General features: G+C 39.4%; 19 protein-coding genes. 1 reads left to right on the top strand and 18 read right to left on the bottom strand.

What is annotated here, in order from left to right; translation table 11 throughout:
- Positions 1 to 449: 449 nt before the first annotated feature.
- From F6K40_RS11710 to F6K40_RS11625, 18 genes are all read right to left on the bottom strand, one after another.
- A complete protein-coding gene (locus F6K40_RS11710; RefSeq protein WP_293135825.1) occupies positions 450 to 920 on the bottom strand; it encodes a hypothetical protein in 471 nt (156 codons plus the stop codon).
- Between the two features lie 104 nt (positions 921 to 1,024).
- Positions 1,025 to 1,639, bottom strand: coding sequence for a hypothetical protein (locus F6K40_RS11705; protein ID WP_293135823.1), 615 nt, complete (start codon positions 1,637 to 1,639; stop codon positions 1,025 to 1,027).
- 514 nt (positions 1,640 to 2,153) lie between these two features.
- Entirely contained in the window at positions 2,154 to 3,650 is a 1,497-nt protein-coding gene (locus tag F6K40_RS11700) for a sensor histidine kinase (RefSeq protein ID WP_293135820.1), read from the bottom strand.
- On the bottom strand, positions 3,643 to 4,320 hold the full coding sequence (locus F6K40_RS11695) for a response regulator transcription factor (protein WP_293135817.1): 678 nt from the start codon (positions 4,318 to 4,320) through the stop codon (positions 3,643 to 3,645). Before F6K40_RS11695 ends, F6K40_RS11700 begins: the two co-directional genes overlap by 8 nt.
- Positions 4,321 to 4,711: 391 nt before the next feature.
- The gene (locus F6K40_RS11690) at positions 4,712 to 6,007 is read right to left on the bottom strand and encodes a glutathione S-transferase family protein (protein ID WP_293135814.1); all 1,296 of its coding nucleotides are present in this window, start codon (positions 6,005 to 6,007) and stop codon (positions 4,712 to 4,714) included.
- A gap of 581 nt (positions 6,008 to 6,588) precedes the next feature.
- On the bottom strand, positions 6,589 to 7,461 hold the full coding sequence (locus F6K40_RS11685) for an ARC6/PARC6 family protein (protein ID WP_293135811.1): 873 nt from the start codon (positions 7,459 to 7,461) through the stop codon (positions 6,589 to 6,591).
- Positions 7,462 to 7,562: 101 nt separating this feature from the next.
- Positions 7,563 to 8,159, bottom strand: a complete 597-nt coding sequence (locus F6K40_RS11680; RefSeq protein ID WP_293135808.1) for a serine/threonine protein kinase — start codon at positions 8,157 to 8,159, stop codon at positions 7,563 to 7,565.
- Between the two features lie 498 nt (positions 8,160 to 8,657).
- Positions 8,658 to 9,446, bottom strand: a complete 789-nt coding sequence (locus tag F6K40_RS11675) for a DUF3598 family protein (protein WP_293135805.1) — start codon at positions 9,444 to 9,446, stop codon at positions 8,658 to 8,660.
- Positions 9,447 to 9,494: 48 nt separating this feature from the next.
- Positions 9,495 to 10,544, bottom strand: a complete 1,050-nt coding sequence (locus F6K40_RS11670) for a glycoside hydrolase family protein (RefSeq protein ID WP_293135802.1) — start codon at positions 10,542 to 10,544, stop codon at positions 9,495 to 9,497.
- Between the two features lie 8 nt (positions 10,545 to 10,552).
- Positions 10,553 to 11,533, bottom strand: coding sequence for an alpha/beta hydrolase family protein (locus tag F6K40_RS11665; RefSeq protein WP_293135799.1), 981 nt, complete (start codon positions 11,531 to 11,533; stop codon positions 10,553 to 10,555).
- A gap of 449 nt (positions 11,534 to 11,982) precedes the next feature.
- On the bottom strand, positions 11,983 to 13,161 hold the full coding sequence (locus F6K40_RS11660; RefSeq protein WP_293135796.1) for an FAD-dependent oxidoreductase: 1,179 nt from the start codon (positions 13,159 to 13,161) through the stop codon (positions 11,983 to 11,985).
- 508 nt (positions 13,162 to 13,669) lie between these two features.
- Positions 13,670 to 15,604, bottom strand: coding sequence for a mechanosensitive ion channel domain-containing protein (locus tag F6K40_RS11655; RefSeq protein WP_293135793.1), 1,935 nt, complete (start codon positions 15,602 to 15,604; stop codon positions 13,670 to 13,672).
- 354 nt (positions 15,605 to 15,958) lie between these two features.
- On the bottom strand, positions 15,959 to 17,152 hold the full coding sequence (locus tag F6K40_RS11650) for an FAD-dependent oxidoreductase (RefSeq protein WP_293135790.1): 1,194 nt from the start codon (positions 17,150 to 17,152) through the stop codon (positions 15,959 to 15,961).
- Between the two features lie 33 nt (positions 17,153 to 17,185).
- The gene (locus F6K40_RS11645; protein ID WP_293135787.1) at positions 17,186 to 18,385 is read right to left on the bottom strand and encodes an FAD-dependent oxidoreductase; all 1,200 of its coding nucleotides are present in this window, start codon (positions 18,383 to 18,385) and stop codon (positions 17,186 to 17,188) included.
- Between the two features lie 32 nt (positions 18,386 to 18,417).
- Positions 18,418 to 19,608, bottom strand: coding sequence for an FAD-dependent oxidoreductase (locus tag F6K40_RS11640; RefSeq protein WP_293135784.1), 1,191 nt, complete (start codon positions 19,606 to 19,608; stop codon positions 18,418 to 18,420).
- 13 nt (positions 19,609 to 19,621) lie between these two features.
- Positions 19,622 to 19,891 carry a hypothetical protein gene (locus F6K40_RS11635; protein ID WP_293135781.1) on the bottom strand — a complete coding sequence of 90 codons (270 nt, stop codon included), beginning with the start codon at positions 19,889 to 19,891 and terminating at the stop codon, positions 19,622 to 19,624.
- 503 nt (positions 19,892 to 20,394) lie between these two features.
- Positions 20,395 to 21,291 carry a class I SAM-dependent methyltransferase gene (locus tag F6K40_RS11630; protein ID WP_293135778.1) on the bottom strand — a complete coding sequence of 299 codons (897 nt, stop codon included), beginning with the start codon at positions 21,289 to 21,291 and terminating at the stop codon, positions 20,395 to 20,397.
- Between the two features lie 53 nt (positions 21,292 to 21,344).
- Positions 21,345 to 21,488, bottom strand: a complete 144-nt coding sequence (locus F6K40_RS11625; protein WP_293135775.1) for a hypothetical protein — start codon at positions 21,486 to 21,488, stop codon at positions 21,345 to 21,347.
- A gap of 61 nt (positions 21,489 to 21,549) precedes the next feature.
- Between F6K40_RS11625 and F6K40_RS11620 the strand changes: the two genes are divergently transcribed.
- The gene (locus F6K40_RS11620; protein WP_293135772.1) at positions 21,550 to 22,461 is read left to right on the top strand and encodes a Uma2 family endonuclease; all 912 of its coding nucleotides are present in this window, start codon (positions 21,550 to 21,552) and stop codon (positions 22,459 to 22,461) included.
- The last annotated feature ends 178 nt before the right edge of the window (positions 22,462 to 22,639 follow it).

Raw genomic sequence — 22,639 nt, 5'->3', positions numbered from 1 at the left:
AGTTCAAAAGACATTTCCATAAAAGAGGGAACAGGGGAGAGTAATTGATAATTTATCAATAAGAATTGATTTAATTTTTGATTATTAGAGATGTCTAAAGTCAAAAGTAACCTCTAACTAAGTTTTCGCTGCGGAAATGCTCCGCGATAATTCCCTATTCCCTATTCCCTGCTCCCTATTTAGGGTTTGCTGATTAAATATCAAAGCACTTACATATAGAGGTTTTAGCCATTTGAAGTCGTGAAAAAGTACCTGTTTTTCGGTGAAAAGAGCTGCATAAAGTCAGGACTTTGGGGTAACTATAGCAGAAAAATCAAGGAAAAATTATTTCTCCCACCCTTCCCACACTTCCCACACTTCCCACACTTCCCACACTTCCCACACTTCCCACACCTCCCACACTTCCCACACTTCCCACACCTCCCACACTTTGCTTTTTTCAGCAAGCTCTATTTAGGCATTAACGGTAGATATGGAAACAGAGGATGCCAATTCATTACTGTTGCAGCAACGAGAAATGTAAACAGGCAGAAAAAGATAGTTGAAAACGGAACCTGTTTATTTTGCCAAAGTTGACTAAGCAGGAACCAGCTAAATAACCAAGCGATTAACATTATTGTTTCTTTACCTGAGTAACTACCAATTTCACCGTATAAGGGATCGGGGTTGTGACTGCCTGGTATCCAATCACCTAAACTCCAAACTTTTGTTTCCCAAACTTTAAATAGACTGCAAAAATGCTGGTTAACCATTAATGCAAAACAACTGAAAGCTGCACTCACAAGTGCTGCTGCTGCCGGACCAGATACGGTAGGGTGGGATTTTGCTCCGGTTGCCAGACCTTGAGGAAATTGTTTGAGTTGATTCCAAAATTTGACGTAAAATGGTAAATGATGAATGTCGCGATCGTAAATTTGCATGATTGTTATCCTAATTTGAGGGTGTCTAGATTTATTTTTGAAACAGTTAACAGTAAAAAGATTAACTGATAACTGGTAACTGGTAACTGGTAACTGATAACTGACTAAAGAGAGTGCATTCTGGCAACATTTAAACCACTGACTAATCCGCCAATACCGAAGAACATCATTGCCATCAATGCTAAACAAGTTCCGGTAAGAACAGGACGGTTTTGTTGTTCTAAAATTGAGTCGCCATATTTCCACAAAACCCAGGTACAGGCAGCACCTAAAGGAAGGGTAAATAGAACGGTGAATTCGTGATATTCCATAAACAGGTAATGCACTAGAGGAGTATTTTCCCGCAACCATGCTCTTGCACCGTTGGCAGGAGCGCGATAGCGCATATATACCCAATTTCCCGAAGCAATGGCGCAAAATGACAAACAGGTTGACCAAAAAGTAAGGGTACGCATTTGAGGCAGAATTTTCCGAACTCCTCGTAATAGGGGAAATGCTAGATGTCCTGCATAAGAGATAACAACTGTTGCTAATAGGGCGGCAAAACCATGTATTGCTCCCATATAACGTTGCCAGGGACTCGGACTCAATAGGTTCACGAGAGGTAGAAACATAAATAATCCTGCTGAGAGGAAACTCAACCCATAAACACAGATGGTGGCAATATCCATAGGTCGAGGAATTGATGATTCTTGAGTGTCTTGAGACTGTGTAATCATAGAATCTTTCTTGACGTTAATTTAGACTTGATTCTTAGATTAGCGATCAAAAGTAAAAAACTAGGAAAGATATGGCGTTATTATTATTTTTTTATGGTTTGAGATTTTCAGTAAAAAACTGTAACAAAACTTAAGTATGTAACGAAAATTAAAGTGGTAATTAGGAATCAGGAGTCAGGAGACAGGAGACAGGAGACAGAATTTTAGAAGAAAATCATAGCTGCCGTAATTGAGTCATCAATCAAGCAAGTATTTATGCTTAATTATTTACAGGGAGAGGTAATATAGAATCCGGTTATACAGTATATGTTGATAATTCTATAATTTTCAGTATTCAATCTCCTCTACTCCCGTACGGACCTTGCTTGAGCATTAATGCGTTTTCCTTACGGAATGCTACGCTTTCCATGTCGCATAGCGTTAACGGAGTTATGCGCCAGCAAAACGTCCCTACCGTACTCCCAACAACTCTAATAACTATTCAACCGAATTTGATATAATTATCCATTATCCATTATCCATTAATAAATCCCCTACTCTTTAAAATTGGTAGTTTTACCCAAAAACAACTCCCCAAACCTACTTTACTGGTGACATCAATTTTGCCTCCGTGAACCTGAACTAAAGTTTGAGCGATCGCCATGCCTAACCCTGTTCCTTCTCGGCGTTCAATTTTGGCACGTTCACTGCGCCACAAACGTTCAAATATGTGGGGTAAGTCCTCTGGTGCAATGCCAATTCCTGTATCTTCTACGGTAATAATTGCTGTTTGATTATCAGTATCAGTAAATAAAGAAACTGTTACTTTTCCGTCTGTTGGCGTGTATTGCACGGCATTTTCAATTAAATTAGAAAATACCCGTTGTAGTTGTTGCCCATCTCCCAAAACCCAGATATTGGAATCAAGACTTGAATTCAGTTCAATCTCTTTTTGTTCTGCTGCAGTGTGAGCAAATTCAATAGTGTCTTCCAGAATTTCATCCAACGGTAGGGGAATTTTTTCCACACCTATCAACGCTACTGAACCGTCTAAACGAGCTAACAATAATAAATCTTCTACCAATTGTGTCATGCGATGACTAGCATCAGCGATCGCATCTACTTTATTTTTATCTACTGGATCGATCCGTTCGGGATGACTTTGCAGTACAGAAATTGAACTCTGAATTACCGTCAGCGGACTTCTTAATTCGTGAGACGCATCACCAGTAAATTGTTTCAGTCTCTGAAAACTTTCACCAATGGGTTCTAAAGATTTGTTGGTTAACCAAATTCCACCCCATGCAGTTAAACCAACTGCAACCATGCTACCAAAGATCAATCCCCATCGCAGTCTTTCTAACTGTACATCCAACACTTCAGTAACATGACTGACGCGGATATAACCTGATAGTATTTCAGTCTCGCTTCTAGGAGGTGTGTAAAATACTGGCAGAGCTAAACTACGAATTTTATTTTTTTCTAGAATTTTACTAGAATGCTCTAAATGCTTTGAGAGTGACCAGTTAACATTCAGATCGCCTTCTCGAATTATCAGTTCTTGCTCTTCGTCAAACCATTCTATTCCTTGAGCATAGTAAAGCGGATGGTGTTTGGGAATGGCAAGAGTTCCGTGGCGATCATATCCTGCCATTAGATCGGCAAGTTTGCCAGAAGTTTTTGAATTACTTTGATAATGTTGTTCTGGTGATTCGTCTTTGTCATCTTCTCCCTGTTGGCGTTCATTTTTCGGATAAGTTTTGGGATAATAACTTCGGTAATGTTCTTCTGGTAGTTCGTCTTTGTTGTAGTCTCCCTCTTCATGTTCCCTAGATTCGTGCTTAACAATTTCTAGAGTTTGAGATGCTGCTTCTGCTAATTGGAATAAGTAGTCATTAAATTGTTGATTGAGATCGTAACTTACCCAACGTTCCACGACTAAAAATGATACGCCTAAAGTTGCTATCATTACTCCCAAATAGGAACGCAAAAGTTGCGTTTGTACTGATTTTAACTGTTTAAAATTAGACATTTGGATTAAGTCGGTAACCGACTCCATAAATATTTTCAATAAAATTTGCAGGTGCACCTGCCGCTTTTAACTTGGAGCGCAACCCACGGACATGAACTTTAACGGTTTCTTCCCCTGGGGAATCTTCAAATTCCCAAAGATTATCAAGTATAGCACGACGACTGAGAATGCGACTATTACTGCGGAGTAATAATTCTAGCAAAGCATATTCTTTGGGAGTCAGTTGTAATAATTTGTCGTTATACTTAACTTCATAATGACTAGGATCGAAACGGAGTCGTTCCCATTCTAAAATGGGAGAAAGTGTGGTTTCTTGACGTCGTAATAGAGCGCGAATTCTGGCTAATAATTCTTTCATTTCAAAGGGTTTAACGAGGTAATCATCTGCTCCTACGTCTAATCCTAAAACTCTGTCATCGCTAGTATCTTTACCTGTCAGCATTAAAATTAACGTCCGGTTGCCCGAACTTCGTAACTGCTGACAAACAGTGATTCCATCTATTTTAGGTAAAATTAGGTCGAGGATAATTAAATCGTAAGTAAAAGTTTTGGCCAGTTCTAAACCTTCAGCTCCATCTTTAGCAATTTCTACAACATAATTGCGATCGCCCAATGCTTCTGATAGAGCATCGGCAACTTGTTGATCATCTTCAACTAAGAGAATTTTCATAGGCAATTAGGGAATAGGGAATAGGGAACAGGTATGGAAGCAAAAAATATTCCCGATCATCAGTTGTACCTCATTAGTTCAGTAGGGTGCTATTTTGCTATGCGACATCAAAAGCGACAGCGTAACGTACCTAACAACATCAAAAATGGTGCGTTACTCTCCACTCCGTTCCGCTAACGCACCCTACTGGACTGTTTCAGCTAAAACTGTGCATTAGGGAGTAGGGGAGTAGGGGAGTAGGGGAGTAGGAGAGAAAGACTGTTGTTGGGTTTCGGTTCCTCAACCCAACCTACATCTATTGCAACATTTAAGATGAAACAGTCCACTACTGGGATGTTACTATGGTTAGGCATTTTAGATCAACCCAGTTTCTCTATGCTCAAAGAGAAATTTAGTAAATACAAGATAACATAGTATCAATTGCTGTTTGAAAAGCAACCGCAGCATTTGCACTCATGTCACGGGGAACACAAACCCGATTTCTGAGAAAAGCTAGAGCGATCGCTCCAATGGCAGCATCAGCAGAGGTTTTCTCCTTCACTTCATTTTGTTGTTCAGTTTGAGCATCAACCGCTCGTGCAGAAAAGGATGGAATACTTCCCTCAATTAAATAATAAACCAAACCTCTTAAGTAAACATCAATAACTGATTCAATTTTTGGCAAACTCTTCTGACTCACCCATGTTTTAATTCCCGAATTTTTGAGAATATCAGCAACAACAGTTTGGTAGTTACTACTTAATCTCCCTGCTGCCTCCATCCGATAGTCTTTTTCCAGACTGGCAAATTCTACTTGAGGTTCTGGTTTACTGTTGTAAATAGACTGTAAACGAAATATCTTTTGCATGACCAAATTATTAGTTCGAGCATTTGGTTTAACCCGCTGATAAGCGTGACGTTGATCGATCGCAATGAGCCATTGATTGGTCCTAGGAAAGCGATCATTATTATAGATAGAATACCCCCGAAATATAGGTAAATTTGCTGCTAATCTTCTCAGACCAGGAGTATAGATTATATCCACCAAACTAAACTCGTGCATCAAATAAACACCAGGATACTGACCTAATCTTTCCTCAAACTGCTCTAACTTAGTCTCAAAAGTTGTTTGCAAATTTAGCAGTTGTGCCTCTTTTTCTTCCGGTGTCATTTCTGTATTCTGCTGAGAATTAAACTGAGAATTCGAGAGAAACCGATATCCTGCTTGAATTAAACCATTATTGTCAAAATTTTCAATCATCTCTAAAGCTACAGATATTTCTTGAGGTTCCCTCGGCAATAGGGGAAAGCTATCAAATTTGTTTTCTAAAGCAAGTAAAATATCTTTAGATTCATACACTAACTCCCCTTCAATTTTCACCGCCGGAACTAATCCAGTTGGCACCATATCCGTGTACCATTCTGGTTTGTCTCTTAAATTAATCAACTCAACCTCAAAAGGGATTTGTTTTTCTTCCAAAGCTAACCAAACTCTTTCGCAGAAAGGACACCAAGCATTAGTATCTCGATAAAGCAAAACAGAAGGTTTTTCTCCAGGGTTGAGGCGATCGAGGTAACTAGATATTGTGGTAGTGCTTGGACTTTGAGCTGTTCTTAATATCCATTTTGCTGTGGTATTTTGTTGTGCAACCTGTAGTAATTCTTCCCAGTTAGGAAGAGGTTTGTTATGGGAGATGTCTATTGCCATTGCTAATTTTAATTTTTGGTAATTGACTGATTATATCATATAGCAAAAAAAAGCAGACATAGCAATCCTAAATAGGTTTTAACATTTAACCGTAGGGGTTTGGTTTCCAAATCCCATTTCCCCTTGGGTTTGGAGATCAAACCCCTACAGTTTTTTTCTCAAATCCAGGACTTACGCATAACCACCATATCTAGTAGGGGCGATTTCCTGCGGAATGCTGCGCAAACGCGAATCGCCCCTACAAATGGTGTGTGATTTGATATTTTGCGTAAGTCCTGAAATCATTATTTGAAAATAATCAGGGTAATAAACCCGGTTTCTTGGAGAGGTGCGCAATTCCTCTCGATCAAAGTAGGTTGGGTTGAACGAAGTGAAACCCAACACATCCAATGAGTTCAATAAAGGAATTACCCCGAAATAGGTCTGCTTAGTTTAACCATAATTATTTCTAGGCCTTGCTGAATCAAGGTATGAAAATAAAAATTGAACAATTTGAAATAGTTGTTATTCAATGGTTTATAAATTACAAAAAAATACAAATCATACCCATGCATCAGCAACGCCTATTCCTACAGTTAAAATTATCTCAGTATTTTCCAATTACTAATGTACCATTTTTGGTTCCAGCGAACTAAATTATAACGAACAAGTAAGTTTTCGTTGTCAGAATTAGTCAATCTACCATTCTCGTCATAAAACTCAACCTTTTCTCTTAGTTGAACATCTACTTGAGCTTCATTAGCATCTGTATTGCTCATCTTTACACTTTTGATGTCGAAATCATGCTCATACTTCCGGTAAGATTTTTCTCGCTTCAGGGCATTAGCTGTAGGCAACCAACGAGAAAGTGCTGGAACCACTAGAATATTTGGTAATTGTTCAATTTGATGATTAGGACCAAGAGCAGAAGTCTTGGCATCTAACCAACTTTGAATTGTTAGTCGTGCTACTTCTTCCGTAATCGGTTCTGATGCTGCGAGGTTAATCCGATTAGGTTCTGGAATTTCTATTGGCGGTCCGTCCAGTTGTAGCATAGGTTGTTCTATTTTGTTGTTGTAAAAAGTGAATGTTCCTGTGCTGATAATTCCGAAAATAGCAGCAACTGTTCCGGTTTTTAACCACTGACTATTTTCTGAGTTCGTTATAGTTACAGGGGAAATTTTTTGAGTTGGTTTTAGAGATGGTTGGGTTCGGGAAATTTGCTGTTTAGTATTAGGGATAGAATAAGAAGTTTTGATGTTTTTTATAGCAGTTAACATTTCTGTAGCAGTCTGATAGCGATCGCTCAAATTTTCTTCTATAGACTTATCTAAAATATCGGCAAATTCTGAGCTAATATTCGGTGCATCTTGACGCCAGGAAAGTTTACCATCGGGTACTTTTCCTCTTAAAAGATAAATAGCTATTAATCCTAAACTATATATATCGCTAGCATAGGTAGTGGACTGTTTCATCTTAAATGGTGCAATAGGCTTTTTTCTCCCTTACCACCTTGTCTTCCTTGTCCTCCTTGTCTTCCTTGTCTTCCCACAACCTAAAATAATCATGCACAGTTTTAGCTGAAACGGTCCAGTAGGTTGACCTTTTTTTGTTCGGGAGAAGTCAACCCTGGAGTTCCAATACCCGCAACAGTATAAGCTATGTTTTGATTAACTATGGTGTAAATTTCTTTGACTATACCGAAGTCTATTAATATAGGTAAATTTTCTCCATTAAGCATAATATTACTCGGCTTAATATCCCGGTGAACTATTTGATTTTCTTTCAGAAACTCGATGACTGGTAATAATTTTATTAGTATATCTTTGAGTGCTGTTTCTGTCAGTTTCCCTTCTTGGTCAAAGTTTTGTTTGAGGTTACATCCTGCTATCCATTCTTGAACTAAATAAAGTTGATTATTTTCAGAAAAATAGCCGTATAAATCTGGAATTTGTGGGTGGTTTCCCAATCTTTCTAAAATTTTTGCTTCTTGTTGAAATCTTTTTTCTAGTTCTTGTTGTAATTGGAGTTTGTAGCAAGTCTTAAGTTGCTTGATGAGACATAGACGATTAAATCTTCTGGTGTCTTGTCCCTGGAATGTTATGCTCAAATCAGTCTCATGCAGCTTGTTAATAATTTGGTATCGGTTGTCTAGAAGTTGGTTGCTGGCCATTGGTCATTTGGGTTAGTTAAAAGATAATTTAATTAATTATAGAGCGATCGCTTTTGGGAAATCTTCAACCCGACTAAGACTTAGACAGAAACCAGGTTGATCAACGAAACTTCCTAAGAGCAAAAAATCAGAGCAATAAACCTGGGGGTTTGCAAGTCTTGTTGCTCAAAGTAGTAGCGCGTCAAGCTTAAAATGGTTAAGACTTACGCAAAATATCAATTCATACACCACCTGTAGGGGCGAACGGCCGTTTGCTGCGCATACTTCGTAACGCCCCTACTACATATAGTTGTTATGCGTAAGTCCTGATGGTGTGTTAGGAGCGAGCAACAAACGAAGACCTCTCCCCCCTGCCCCTCCCCTCTCCTGCTCTTGAGAGGGGAGAAATTCCCCCCTTTCACTCGTGGGGCAAGGGGGGATAGTTGTGGGGTTGGGGGGTTAGGTTTTTTAATCCACATTTTCAAGCTAGACACGCCACTACAAATACTCAATTCTTCCTTAATCTTTCCGGTCAAAAACTTCAGAAATTAACTGAATAAATTTGCCATCTTTGTCGTACTTAATAGTCATCCGTTTATACCTATTTTCTATCACCATCTTACCTACTATCAATTCAAATTCTTCTCCTATGTTTACCTTTTCAGGAACATTAATAACTATGCCATCAGGCAGAAAAAATGTTTTATTTTGACCTGCACTTGGATCTAACTCAAATTGTGTCAGTTCTGCTTCTTGATAAATTTGTAAATCGGGAGTCATAGACTCTTTTTTGCCCACCCAACTTCCCGATATATTCTTTAATTCTGCTCCTGGTTTTTGTTCAAGATAACTATTGAGATGTTCGCGAATTTGTGTCAATCTTACTAGCTCACCATTCTCTCCATAAATAACACTAACGCTAGTCCGAAAATTTTGATGTTGGAAAAAAAATTCACTACTAAAATAATTCCCTATTTTTAATTCTGGACACATCCAAGTTTTTGCTTCTTCACTTAAAGATAATGCCCTCATTAATTCTGATGCTGGATGAACAATCCCATCAGATTGATTAGCAATTTTTTTCTCCATTTGCCATTTTTTTTCTTCGGTACTACCATCAGCATAAGTATAATTATTTTGCTGATTAATAACTGTTTGATCTTCATTAGCCAAAAATTTCCTGATACTTTGAAAAGATTTTATAACTTCTAATTCTGGAGAATATCTAGTCCAAATACCATACCAAGCTGTTCCTTCTGGAGAAATATCTCCAAATAGGTTAATCCAATTTTGTTCTTGTAAATTCATAGTTACTTGATTCTCCAATTTATCTTGATTTTGTACTATTGTACCTCATTATTCTCCCCATCTATACCACTTGCGAAAATTAGAACCATCACTAACTGCTAAACCTATTTGATGCTGAGTTGATAACTCATCGTGGCCTCCTTCATTCGCACCGATATAGTACATCCGAAAACTACCATCTGCCATCGGTACAACACAAGGAGTACCGATCGCCTGTGCATCCCAACGACCAGAACCTTTAGGAGCATGACTAAAAATAGACCCACCAACTTCTGCTCCTGGTTGTTTTTCCCAGTTAATGCCATCAGAGGAAATAGCTAAACCAATAGAATGATATCCACTCTGGTTAACACCTTCGTAAAACATCAAATACTGACCGTCTATTTTCAGGACGTGACGGGTACCAATACCCCGTTCATCAAAGCTTCCCGGTTCTCCTGGTCTTAAAATTTGACCGACTTTCTCCCACTGAAAACCATCTTGGGAAACCGCTAAACCTACCAAAAATAGTCTTTCTGGGTTTAGGGTGTGGTAATACATTTTCCAGGACGATCCATCTCTCAGCACTTGTGGCCAAGCACAAAATAAAGCATCAAATTCTCCTGGTTGACCAGGACTCAGGAATGCGCCTCGGTGAGGACCTTCCAATCTCACCCAATTAATGCCATCGCGAGAAACTGCACAACCAGGGAGCATTTGAATACCTTTAGCTTGAAATTTTCCTACTTCTAGAACTTGGCGATCGCCACCAAAATACCACATCCAGTAAAGACCGTCACTAAAGTAGACATCACTCACCCCAACATGAGCAGAATCAAATCTATTTTCGTCTGGGTGAGGTTCAAATATAGCTCCCATTGTTAAAGGACCTTTGACTCTTTCCCATTCAATGCCATCAGCAGAAATAGCCAGACCACAACGACCAGTTGGTAAATTGATTTGACGGTCAAAACTGGCATCGCGCCCATAATACCACATTTTCCAAGTACCATCTGGACTATGAATTACGCGCGGTGAGGAGATGCGTTCGGAGTCCCACCAACCTTCAGCGCCAGGAGTGAGTAAGAGACCGGGTTGATTAATTTGTGTTGATTTCATTTCAGACATTATTTGCGTTCAAATGATTTAATTAGGGGATGACTGTTATTAAGTAGTTCCTTCAGTTGATCAAATGCTATTGACTGTTGACGAACGTGAGCATCAATAAATAAACCTATTGTTTCTGCCATGAGAGAACGAATTTCATCTTCTGGTTTAGTTGCAGGAAAGTCCAAAAAAGGTCTAGCAGTTGTGGGGTCAAAAGGATCGGAAATAGTAAAATGATTTGCCCCTTCTAATAACAATAAATAGCTATCATCTCTTCCCCCAGAAATTGCTTGAGCAAATGTCTCCTCAACACCGATAGTAGCATTTTCAGGGAAACCATTATAAACATTCATTTTTGCAACCACTCCATCACAAGTACCACCTATTAAAAGTAGTGGTTGTGAGTCTGCTAGAGGCAAAATTTTTCCTAGTTCATGCCCAAGAATCACTGGAGCGACAGAGGTGGTTCCATAGGCAAAAGCTGCTGCAACTTGAGGATAAAATCTGGGGTCAGCATTTTCCATAGCTATCCGACCTCCAGCAGAATGCCCGCCCAAAATAATTTTTTCTAGGTCAAGCATACCAGCAAGAATTCCTTCTGAATTCAATCTCTCTAGTTCTAGAATAATGGTAGGTAAGGTAGAAGATGTAGAACCTGTACCATAGTTATCAGGTTTCCATAATTGGAAATTAATACCTGGAGTCATGTTAACTTTGCCTGGAAAACTTTCTTCTACCCAGGAAAATGTCACTACTACCAGTCCGCGTTCAGATAGTTTGACTGCCAACCATTCATACATTTGAGGATGGCAGTTGAACCCACTCAAAAAAATCACTACGGGAAACGGAGCGTGTTGAGAGTCAACTGGCATCATTTCTTGATTCATATCTATTTCACCTTCTGATATTTTTCCTGGGTAAAACACTTTCAGATGAATAGTATCGTATGGTGGTTGAGCGTTCTCAACTTTGGTTGCTCGGTAAAAGGCTCGAATGTTCATTTCATTAATGGATAATGGATAATGGATAATTATATCATGTCCGGATAAGAGCGTGATAAAAAAACTTTTTCCTCCTTATAGCTTTAGATTCCCCCCTCTTCCCTCCTGACTCCTGTAGGGGCGATTCGCTTGCTCGCCCCTACAACTACTGACTCCTCCATTTTTAAACTATTCAACCGGACATGATATTACGCACGCATATCAAATTTTACACCAAATGTAGGGGCGGTTTCGTTCCGAATGCTGTCGCTTTCCGCGTAATTAGGAGCATGACCTAGGAAACCGCCCCTACTAGATATAGCGGTAATGCGTAAGTCCTGATCTTATCATAACATCGCACTTTCGGGTAGGTATAAAAAATGTTCTCGTGACCGAGCGCTATTGCCAAGTCTTTCTAGATATCCCCACACTCCCCACACTTCCCACCCTTCCCACACTTCCCTCTCATTCTATACCATACGGGACGCGATCGCTAATGGCTCGTATTTATAAAGCCAGTCTTCAAACTCCTCATTACTTCTCAATCTCTCCTGAAGATATTTTTCGCCGTCAGGTTTGTATGCTCGGTTCCCCGAAAAAGCACTACGAGCTTGAATAATCTGTGTGCGTTCTATGCGATTTTCATCATAGATGGCTAAAGCTGCCTCAAGGTTAGGAGCTTTTGCCAGGTACTCGGAGAGCTCGTAGCCATCTTCAAAAGCTGTATTTGCTCCCTGTCCAATAGATGGACTCATGGGATGAGCAGCATCTCCCAAAAGTGTAACCCTCCCCTTGCTCCAACTAGATAATGGTGGTCTATCCGATATCGGTCGTTCTACAATGATTTCTGCATCTGTTGCTTCTATAATCTCTGGTACAGGAGATGCCCACTCACCAAATTCTTTGAGAAGTCGAGATTTGATATCAGCAGCACTCCCTAAACTAGAATCATCTACACATAGCATTTTTGCTCCCCAAGATATATATCCGTCACCCACATCCATCAGTGTGACGTTCTTGGGTGCGGCTATCATTGCAGTCGCTTCATTAGCAGCAAGTAGTTCGTGACTATACCTGATCAGACCACGCCAAGACATTCTACCTAAATAGCGAGGTTCGCCATCACCAATTAGTATTTGTCTGACAGCAGATTTAATTCCATCTGCTCCTACTACTAGGTCTACCTCTACTGTTTTTTGACCCTCAAATTCTACTGTTACACTGTTATGATTTTGAGTAAAGCTAACGCAGCGATGATTCAGGTGAATTATCTCTGGTGGAAGTGCTGATGCTAGAATTTCCTGTAATTTAGACCAGCGGATAATCAACATAGGTTGTCCGTATTTTTCCATTAGGGTGATTTTTTTTTGCTGAGTTGTCTCCCCAGTATTGTTCCGCAAGTTTATGAATTTGAGTATGCTGCCTGCTTGTTTCAATTGTTCAACTAGACTTGGTTTTATCGCCTCTAGAGCTTTTAAACCGTTGGGGTTGAGGGATAAACCTGCACCAACTGGGCGCAACTCTCTAGCTTTCTCATAGACATGGGCATCAATACCTTGTTTTCTCAAAGCGATCGCTGTTGCTAAACCACCAATACCTCCTCCGATAATGGCAACCTTTTCTACAACAGGTTTAGAAGTTTCTCTCATTTTGCTTGTTTCCTTTTTTTTCTGGTATTTGTTGTTATACTACTACTTTTTGTTTCCAAGGTTTCATATCAAATCCGTTTGGCAACGGAAGTGTTATAAGAAACCGGGTTTGTGGGAGGTCAATGTTAGTATTGTAGAGCTTATGATACAAACCCGGTTTCTCTGCTTTTTTCTACCAATATTACCGGATTTGATATCAGATGGGACTCTAATTGTTAATTATTAGACATCTCCGAAAATAAAAAATAAAATCAATTCTTATTGATAAATTATCAATTATTCCCCTCCCAGGAGGGGTTAGGGGTTGGTCACCTGTTCCCTGTTAAGTGTTAAGTGTTCCCTCTTTTCTGGAGAGGTCTATTAATTATTGAATCATATCATGTCCGGTAGCATCGTTTGTGTATAGAGTTAAGTCACAACTGGAAGAAACCCTCCTGACTCCTGACTCCTGACTCCTGACTCCTCCCTCCTTATTTATAATTATTCAACCGGACATGATATCAAATCCTTATTCATTAGAATCATCTTGTAGCTTTGAATCACTTTCATTTTCTGAACTATTAGAATTGGTGCTAAGGTTATTCTCAATTTCATCATAATAAAACCGATAAAAAAGAGGTTCATCTTTAAAATTATGTTCGTCTAGGACGTGATGAATTATTCCCTTTTGTAACATTAACTCGCCCATTAAAATCGCTTCTTCCCTGGTAGATCGTTCATTAATCATTAACCACTCTACTGCTTCGGAACCTAAAAAGACATTTTTGAAGAGCTTAAATTGAAATCGTCGATCTTTGATAGAAACTCCATTCTCTCCACGCATCGCACTAGATATTGCTTCCCAGTCGTACTCTTCTTTGCTCGGAGGTGGTTCAATAGATGGAATTTCTTGAGGTAGAACTTGATATTCTACAGGAGTTTGCGATCGCATCCAAGCATAGATTTCTGGATCTAAGTCTTTAAGATGTAGATCTTGTTGGGGACGAGCAACTTCGACTCCATACTTTCGCAAGTATCTTTCTATCTGGTTATACAGGTGGGTTTTCACCTTTGGTTGCTTCAGAGGATCGCGGATAAATGCCACTACCCGAAACTGTAACCCATCCTCTGTATATTCCCGAAATTTTACCTTGGGGGGAGGATGGCGGAGAATATCTGGATGTTCCACTTGCGCTGCAGCAAGTAGAACCTTGTAGACAAAATCAATATCTGTTCCATAGGGAATTTTCACATAAGCTTTTACCCTAGTTATACCGCTACGGTTCCAGTTGAGGACTTCCCCTTCAATAAAGCGAGAATTGGGAATAGTAATAATATAGCGTTCGATATTGGAAATCTCAGTAGTTCTGGTACCAATGCGTTGAACTAAACCTTGAAAATCTCCTACTTGAACTAATTCTCCAACTTTGATCGGACGAGCGACAATTAAAATTAACCCACAAATAAAGTCTTTAACAATATTTTGTAATCCAAAACCAATACCAACTCCGAGCGCTCCTAACAAGAAAGCTAGAGATTGAAAGTCTACTCCTCCAGCATTAAGAATTAGGATACCCCCTAAACCGAGTAGTCCGTATTGAACAAAAAAAGCAATTGTATCTTGGTGACTGGGTTCTGCTTCCGTGAGAGGGAGCAAGCGAGATTTGAGAATACTGACAAACCAACTTACCCCTATCCAAAGTGCAATGATAGTTAGAGCGATCGCTAATATTCGGTTGAGAGAAATGGTTTCTTCTCCCAATTGGAACATTCTGGCATTAAATGTACTGTCTAGAAGTTGAAAAATCTCGTAAAACCAACCTCTAGTTATGGGAAATAATTGAACTCCATAATTGATGAATGTCGCCCATATTCCCACTTGCAACAATACCAAAACTAATAGTTGTAAAGAGTGCCAGCGTCTCTGAGGATCTTTGATTTTCCGGCGTAGAATGAAACGAAACAGCAATACGAGTCCCCCCTGAAGCAACAGAGTAGTCATAAAAGCAATTATCAGCATTTTGACTGCCCAACGGGTATAAGCGGGTGTGCGTTCCCGCCAACTTTTCTCTAAACCCTGCTGGAGTTGTTCCTGCCATATTTGCGGCTGCATCTCTGAGTAAATAGAGTTGAAGGTATCCTCTGGCAACTCTAGCAAGGGACGACTATCAACTTTCAATACCACATTTTGATTGGAGCGAACCACTTTTACCTCTGGAGGTGTTCCCCTTTCAATACTATCAGCTAAGGCTGACTCTAGAGTTAATGTGATAAATTCTGCTCTTTCCTGAGCTGTCAGTTTTCCCAAAGCGTCAATTTCTAACAATTTTCGACCATCTAATACCACTGGAACTTTGACACTTGTTGTATCTTGAGCTTGGACAGGAGAAAATAGAAATACTGATAGTAAACTGATGCAAACTATAAGGGCAAATCTAAATAGATATTTTTGAAGTCTTGTCATATAAGTACCTGTACAGAATTAACTTAATATTTGGAAGAAATAGTATTGACATACTCCCGACGTTGCCCTTACGGGAGTATGTCAAAGACTATATATAGCAATCCGCGATCCATGTTGTCACATTTTATCGTAGGAATTTGGTCTCCAAATCCCTTATGCGTTTGGGTTTGGAGACCAAACCCCTACAGCTTTTTTTACCGAATTATTTCATATTGCTATATTTGTTGTTATACTATAGTATTACGCATTAAGGTTAGGACATTTATAAATCCTGTTTGCGCAGCATGACCTAGGAAAACCCTTTGAAACTCTACTATTCCCTATTCCCTATTCCCTATTCCCTAGCGCGTAGCGCTATACTACTTTTTCTTTCCAAGGTCTCAGACGGGACTCTAAGTTAGGATCGTAATCATATAACCAACGTTCAAACTCTGCAAAATTTTCCTGCGACTGTTGGTTTTGCTCCTCGATGTTCTGATAAGAAATTTTCTCCATTTTCTCACTATAGTTTTGAATAACTACTGTACGTTGAATACGACGTTGATCATAGTTACTAAGTGCAGTTTGTAAATCTGGGAAATTGTACAAACATTCAGCAAGTTCGTAAGCGTCTTCAAAAGTAGTATTAGCTCCTTGACCTCCTCCCGGTGACATCCCATGAACTGCATCTCCCAATAATGTAACCCTACCATAACTCCATTGCTTCAATGGCAGTCTTCTGCAAATAGGTGATTCTAAGATGGTTTCAGCATCGGTTTCAGCTATCATTTCTAGTATTGGTTTCATCCAATTAGAAAATTCTTTGAGAACCCGATATTTTACCTCAGCAGCACTAGGAGAGACAAAAGATTCTGGAAATGGTTTACCAGCAGACCAGTTCATCTTTCCTTCACCCAGAGGGTACAAAATCATTGCAGTTTGTTCTCCTCTAATTATTAGACCTTCATTGGGTAACAGTAGTTCGCCTCTATAGTCAATAATAGCACGCCAACACATACTACCAGAATACCTGGGTTGCCCATCACCTATTAATATTTCTCTGACTCTAGAATTTATGCCATCAGCTCCAATTAATAGGTCTGCTTCGACTGTTTTTCCATTTTCAAATTGGGTAGTGACACTGTTTTCATTTTGCTCAAAGTTGATGCAAGAATGATTCAAGTGAATAACTTCTGATGGTAGCTCTGATACTAGAATATGTTGCAAATGCCACCACCAAATAGCAAATGTTAGCTCTTGATCTTTTGGCATCATCGGAGTTTTGGTCGTCCAAATAGTTTCTCCAGTGCTTGTTTTCAAAGTTGTTATCTGCACTTGAAAACCCAAACGTCTTAGTTTATCTACTAAACCAGGTTGAATTGCATCAAGACATCTCATACCATTAGGTTTTAATGATACACCTGCTCCCACTGGAGAAAATTCCCTGGCTTTCTCATAGACATGAGCATCAATACCTTGTTTTCTGAGAGCGATCGCTGTTGCTAGACCACCAGGACCTGCACCAATAATGGCAACCTTGTTCACAAGAGGTTTTGACGTTTCTCTCATTTGACGTGTTTCCTTTTTTTCTGGTATTTGTTGTTATACTACTTTTTCTTTCCAAGGTTTCAGACGCGACTCTGATTTTGGATCATACTCATAAAGCCAATTTTGAAACTCTTGAAAATCCTGCGGTGACTTTTGGTTTGTTTGCTGAGTCGGTGGAGAGAACTGGAGTTTATGCCCTTTAGTGCTACGGGTTTGAATAATCGCTGTGCGCTGAATGCGACGTTGATCATAGGTACTTAGAGCAGTTTCTAGGTCTGGAAAATTACCCAGACACTCAGCAAGTTCATAAGCATCTTCAAAAGTCGTATTAGCTCCTTGCCCTGATGATGGTGGCATCAGATGAGCAGCATCTCCCAATAGGGTCACCCTACCATAACTCCATTGGTTTAATGGTAGTATGTGGCAGATAGGAGTTTCCAAGATGCGTTCGGCATTGGTTGCTTCTATCACTTTCTCCACTAATTTGTTCCCATTAGCATATTCTTTGACAACATGAGACTTAGTTTCAGCAGGGGTAGAGGAAAAAGATGCTTCTGACAATGCTTTCTGAGCAATCCAGTTCATATTTCCCTCCCCTAAATTGAAGATAAAAAATAGACTTTGTTCTCCCTTGATCATAATGGCTTCATCAGGTGGCACTAACTCCTCGTTATAGTCAAGAACAGCACGCCAAGACATAGTATCAAGATATTGAGGTTGCCCATCACCAATCAATTTTTGTCTGACTACAGAATTTCCACCATCCGCTCCAATGAGCAAATCTGCTACAACAGTTTTGCCATTTTCAAAGTGGGTAATGACAGTATTTTCATTTTGTTCAAAGTTGATGCAACGATAATTTAGATGAATAACATCTGGTGGGAGAAATGATGCCAGAATCTGTTGCAAACGCCACCACCAAATAGTTAAAAGTTGTTGTCCGTATTTTTGGGCTACTATGCTATGTTCCGTACTCCTAATGATTTCTCCACTGGTTGTCTTCAAGGTAGTTCTCTGGAGTTGACAACCTGAAATTTTTAGTGTATTCAATATACCTGGTTGAATGGCATCCAGGCATCTCAGACCATTGGGCATTAAACCTAAACCTGTTCCCACTGGACGAAATTCCCTGGCCTTCTCATAGACATGAGCATCAATGCCTTGTTTTCTCAGAGCGATCGCTGTTGCTAAACCACCAGGTCCTGCACCAATAATGGCAACTTTTTCCACAACAGGTTTTGACATTTCTCTCATTTTGCTTGTTTCCTTTGAATTGGTATTTGTTGTTATATTACTACTTTTTCTTTCCAAGGTCTCAGACGCGACTCTGATTTTGGATTGTAATCATACAGCCAATTTTGAAATTCTTCACGTTCCTGCTGTGACTGTTGGTTAGTTTGCTGAGTAGGTTTATCTAAGCCTTTCTCACTCTCCCCTGTAAGAGTTTGAATAATTGCTGTACGTTGGATGCGACGGTTGTCGTAGGCACTGAGAGCTGTTTGCAAGTCTGAGAAGTTGCACAGACATTCGGCAAGTTCATAAGCATCTTCAAAAGTGGTATTTGCTCCTTGCCCTGCCAGTGGTGACATGGGATGAGCTGCATCTCCCAATAACGTCACCCTGCCATAACTCCATTGTTTTAATGGCGGTTTGTCGCATATTGGCCTTTCTAATATCCGTTCAGCATCAGTTGCTTCGATTAGTTTCCGCACTGGCTCGATCCAATCAGCGAATTCTTTGAGAACACGAGACTTAACCTCAGTAGCAGTGTTGGAAAGAGAGGAATCTGACAATACCTTCCTAGCGCCCCAATACATATTTCCCTCCCCTAAGTTAAGCAGGAATAATATGCTTTTTTCTCCCCTCATAACGACGACTTCATTTGGTGGTAGTAGATTGTTGTTCTTGTTATAATTAATGACAGTACGCCAAGACATCGTACCAAGATATCTTGGTTGACCATCATCAATTAATGTTTGTCTAACTGTAGAGTTTACCCCATCAGCTCCAATGAGCAAATCTGAATCGACAGTTTTTTCATTATCAAAGTGAGTAATGACAGTGTTTTCATTTTGCTCAAAGCCTATGTAACTATGATTCAGGTGAATAACTTCTGGTGGCAGTGCAGATGCTAAAATCTGTTGCAACCGCCACCACCAAATAGTTAAAAATGGTTGTCCGTATTTAGCCATCATTGTACTTTCGGTAGTCCTAATGGTTTCTCCAGCGCTTGTGTTCACAGTTACTCTTTTTACTTGACAACCTGCAAGTTTTAGTGTAATAGCTATCTCTGGTTCAATAGCATCCAGACACCTCAAACCATTGGACATTAAACCGAGACCACCTCCCACTGGACGAAATTCTTTTGCCTTCTCATAGACATGGGCATCAATGCTTTGTTTTCTCAGAGCGATCGCTGTTGCTAAACCACCAGGCCCTGCACCAATAATGGCAACTTTTTCAACTGTTTTTTTCATTGTCTCAAACTAATTAACTATTTTCTATAACTCTCAGTATTCTAGCAATATAATCAGCACGCCATTGTTCCCTTTCCTCATTTACTTGTGCATCTGGCTGATAATTTTCAATGTCTTCGGAGGAAATGATGCCTTTAGCTACTACTAATTTTTCAATTGTATCTAGGCGTTCCCGCAATACGGAAACTTCCCCTGCTAATGCCATTATTATTGCCAGTAATTTATCATTATCTGTATTATCTAAATAAACTGGTCTTTTACCTTTTGCTTGTTTAGGAATCATTTTTTTTTGTTGGTCTTTTTGAGCTAAATATTGTCAGAATTTAGAATTGAAATACAAAGTTTAATAATTCTCAATTCTTAATTCTTAATTCTCAATTCTTAATTCTACATTCTCAATCTGTATTATCTAAATAAACTGGTCGTTTACCTTTTGCTTGTCTAGGAATCATCTTTTTTTGTTGGTCTTTTTGAGCTAAATATCGTCAGAATTTAGAATTAAAATACTAAGTTTAATAATTCTCAATTTTAAATTTTCAATGAGAATTAAAATACGAAGTTTAATAATTCTCAATTCTACATTCTACATTCGTCAGAATTTAGAATTGAAATACAAAATTTAATAATTCTAGGACTTACGGATGAACGCTATTGGTAGGGTGTGTTGGCGCCAGCGTAACGCACCACAGCACTATATATAGAACCTTTGGGTAAGTCCTGAATTCTAAATTTTACATTCTAAATTACAATTGAAATACAAAGTTTAATAATTCTAAATTCTAAATTCTAAATACCAACAATAATGAATGACTGTCTGCCATTATTTTGTTCGAGCAGTGTCTCAATAAGATTATCTCTGGAAAAACCTGCTTCTTGTGCTACAGCTACTAAATCTAAATCTCGCATCGCACTCCAGAAAGGTTCATTATTATTAGTTGTTTCTTCATCATAGAGGAACGCGGTAAATAAATCTAGATCACGATACAAAGGCGCATCTTGATGTATCATTATTCCACCTGGAGCTAATAAACGATAACTTTCGCGGAAAACATTCCGAATTGCTGGCACAGGTATTTCATGTAGGAAAATATGACTTACCACTAAATCAAATGATTCATCTGGGAAGTTAGTATTCTCGGCATTCTGTTGGCTAAAATGCACCCGTTTTCCTAAAGACTCCGCTCGTGCATGAGCATAGCGTAATATGGCGGGAGCTAGATCGATACCATAAACTTCAGCATTTGGATAAGCATCTACATAAGGCAAGGTGTTAGCACCAACGGTACAACCCATATCTAGAATTTTCCTAGGTTGAAAATTTGGATATTGCTGCTTCAAGAATTTATGAATAACTGTCTTACCTCTGACATCGCGAAGAGACTCAGGGTTTCTCATCGCAATATGAACTCCCAAATCATAGATAGCACCTGCTGCTACATCATCTTGAGTGTATTCGCCGTTATATCCTCCTGGCATACAATGAGTATCTACAACAGTTTGGTAGGTAGGAATTTTTAATTCCGGATCTAGGGTAAGTGTTCCCAGAGGTTTTCTCCGCTCTTTGGCACATTCGACCAATTTTGGTAGTTGACGTTCGACTGTAGTGGCAACTGATTCCCACATCATTTCTTGGATGGTACGTTTGCAGCTACTGTACCACTTATAGGATGGTTGTTGCTGCATTCCCCGCCGAATTTCATGACGATCTTTAGGGGAACGTTGATTTTCTTCAGGACTTACGCATAAGCACCATATCTAGTAGGGGCGATTCGCGTTTGCTCGCATGAGTAGGAAATCGCCCCTACAGATGGTGTACGATTAGATATTTTTCGTAACTCCTGTATATAATAAGTATTCAACCGGATTTGATATGAGTGCATTCTTTTTTCAAATTGGTATAATTGTGGTAAAATCTAGATTAACTGATAACTGATAACTGAAATGACTCACGCCAAAATCAAAATAGACGTACCCCAACCCTTTCTCGATCATACTCATTTACCAGATGAAGACGGCACTTTTGTGAAAAATTTCCAGGAACATCCCCAAAGCATTCTTTTAACTGACTCCATCGGAGCAATTTTACAACAGCGACACCCAGATGGAAATTATGCCATCGGACAAGATAGTGGGATCTATTGGCGACAAACAGAACCCCCCGAAAAAGGTGCAGAAGCACCAGATTGGTTTTACGTTCCCAATGTACCACCACTATTAGATGGTGAATTTCGTCGTTCCTATTGTCTGTGGCAAGAACCTACACCGCCTTTAATTGCTCTAGAATTTGCCAGCGGTGACGGAACAGAAGAATTAGACAAAACACCTTTGTCAGTTTCCCCGGATGGTAAAACAACAAAACCAGGAAAATTTTGGGTATACGAACAGATTATCCAAATAGATTACTACGGAATATATATCGTGAAAACTGGTAACTTACAAATGTATCATTTAGAGAATAACTCTTATCGCCAGATGTCTCCTAATGAACGGGGTCACTATTTGATAGAACCCCTGGGAATAGAATTAGGAAAATGGGAAGGTTTCTATCAAAATCAAGCTCTATCATGGTTACGCTGGTGGGATTCTGAAGGTAACTTGTTGTTAACAGGAGCAGAAGGAAAAGAAATAGAAAAAGCTCGTGCAGAAAAAGAAACAGCCCGTGCAGAAGCAGAAACAGCCCGTGCAGAAGCAGAAACAGCCCGTGGCGATCGCCTTGCCAACGAATTAGAACAGGAACGCCAAGCACGAAGAAGTGCTATTCCTCAACTATTAGCAACGGGAATGAGTGTGGAACAAGTAGCACAAATTCTGAGTTTGACTATTGAGGAAGTGCGGAAAATTTCTGGTAGTTAAGTAAGTAGTGGGAGCATCCTGCTCCCTACTCCCTACTCCCTACTTCCTACTTCCTACTCCCTACTCCCTCTTATATCAAGTCTCATTAATTAGCCGTAATAAAAATCTTCTTATCTCCAAGGGAGAATATTTTTCGCTCCCTACTCCCTCCCTACTCTCTAAATTTTTTATTCTGGTT

This window comes from Okeania sp. SIO3I5 (genome assembly GCF_010672085.1).
GTDB lineage: Bacteria > Cyanobacteriota > Cyanobacteriia > Cyanobacteriales > Microcoleaceae > Trichodesmium.
The sequence above is the reverse complement of the archived record's forward strand: the minus strand, read 5'-3'. Positions and strand labels throughout refer to the sequence as shown.

Coding starts and splice junctions, on each gene's coding strand:
- F6K40_RS11655 (WP_293135793.1), bottom strand. CDS start 15,604: ATGACAAGACTTCAAAAATATCTATTTAGATTTGCCCTTATAGTTTGC.
- F6K40_RS11705 (WP_293135823.1), bottom strand. CDS start 1,639: ATGATTACACAGTCTCAAGACACTCAAGAATCATCAATTCCTCGACCT.
- F6K40_RS11675 (WP_293135805.1), bottom strand. CDS start 9,446: ATGAATTTACAAGAACAAAATTGGATTAACCTATTTGGAGATATTTCT.
- F6K40_RS11630 (WP_293135778.1), bottom strand. CDS start 21,291: ATGCAGCAACAACCATCCTATAAGTGGTACAGTAGCTGCAAACGTACC.
- F6K40_RS11685 (WP_293135811.1), bottom strand. CDS start 7,461: ATGAAACAGTCCACTACCTATGCTAGCGATATATATAGTTTAGGATTA.
- F6K40_RS11670 (WP_293135802.1), bottom strand. CDS start 10,544: ATGAAATCAACACAAATTAATCAACCCGGTCTCTTACTCACTCCTGGC.
- F6K40_RS11650 (WP_293135790.1), bottom strand. CDS start 17,152: ATGAGAGAAACGTCAAAACCTCTTGTGAACAAGGTTGCCATTATTGGT.
- F6K40_RS11625 (WP_293135775.1), bottom strand. CDS start 21,488: ATGCACTCATATCAAATCCGGTTGAATACTTATTATATACAGGAGTTA.
- F6K40_RS11690 (WP_293135814.1), bottom strand. CDS start 6,007: ATGGCAATAGACATCTCCCATAACAAACCTCTTCCTAACTGGGAAGAA.
- F6K40_RS11620 (WP_293135772.1), top strand. CDS start 21,550: ATGACTCACGCCAAAATCAAAATAGACGTACCCCAACCCTTTCTCGAT.
- F6K40_RS11660 (WP_293135796.1), bottom strand. CDS start 13,161: ATGAGAGAAACTTCTAAACCTGTTGTAGAAAAGGTTGCCATTATCGGA.
- F6K40_RS11710 (WP_293135825.1), bottom strand. CDS start 920: ATGCAAATTTACGATCGCGACATTCATCATTTACCATTTTACGTCAAA.
- F6K40_RS11700 (WP_293135820.1), bottom strand. CDS start 3,650: ATGTCTAATTTTAAACAGTTAAAATCAGTACAAACGCAACTTTTGCGT.
- F6K40_RS11645 (WP_293135787.1), bottom strand. CDS start 18,385: ATGAGAGAAATGTCAAAACCTGTTGTGGAAAAAGTTGCCATTATTGGT.
- F6K40_RS11635 (WP_293135781.1), bottom strand. CDS start 19,891: ATGATTCCTAAACAAGCAAAAGGTAAAAGACCAGTTTATTTAGATAAT.
- F6K40_RS11695 (WP_293135817.1), bottom strand. CDS start 4,320: ATGAAAATTCTCTTAGTTGAAGATGATCAACAAGTTGCCGATGCTCTA.
- F6K40_RS11665 (WP_293135799.1), bottom strand. CDS start 11,533: ATGAACATTCGAGCCTTTTACCGAGCAACCAAAGTTGAGAACGCTCAA.
- F6K40_RS11680 (WP_293135808.1), bottom strand. CDS start 8,159: ATGGCCAGCAACCAACTTCTAGACAACCGATACCAAATTATTAACAAG.
- F6K40_RS11640 (WP_293135784.1), bottom strand. CDS start 19,608: ATGAAAAAAACAGTTGAAAAAGTTGCCATTATTGGTGCAGGGCCTGGT.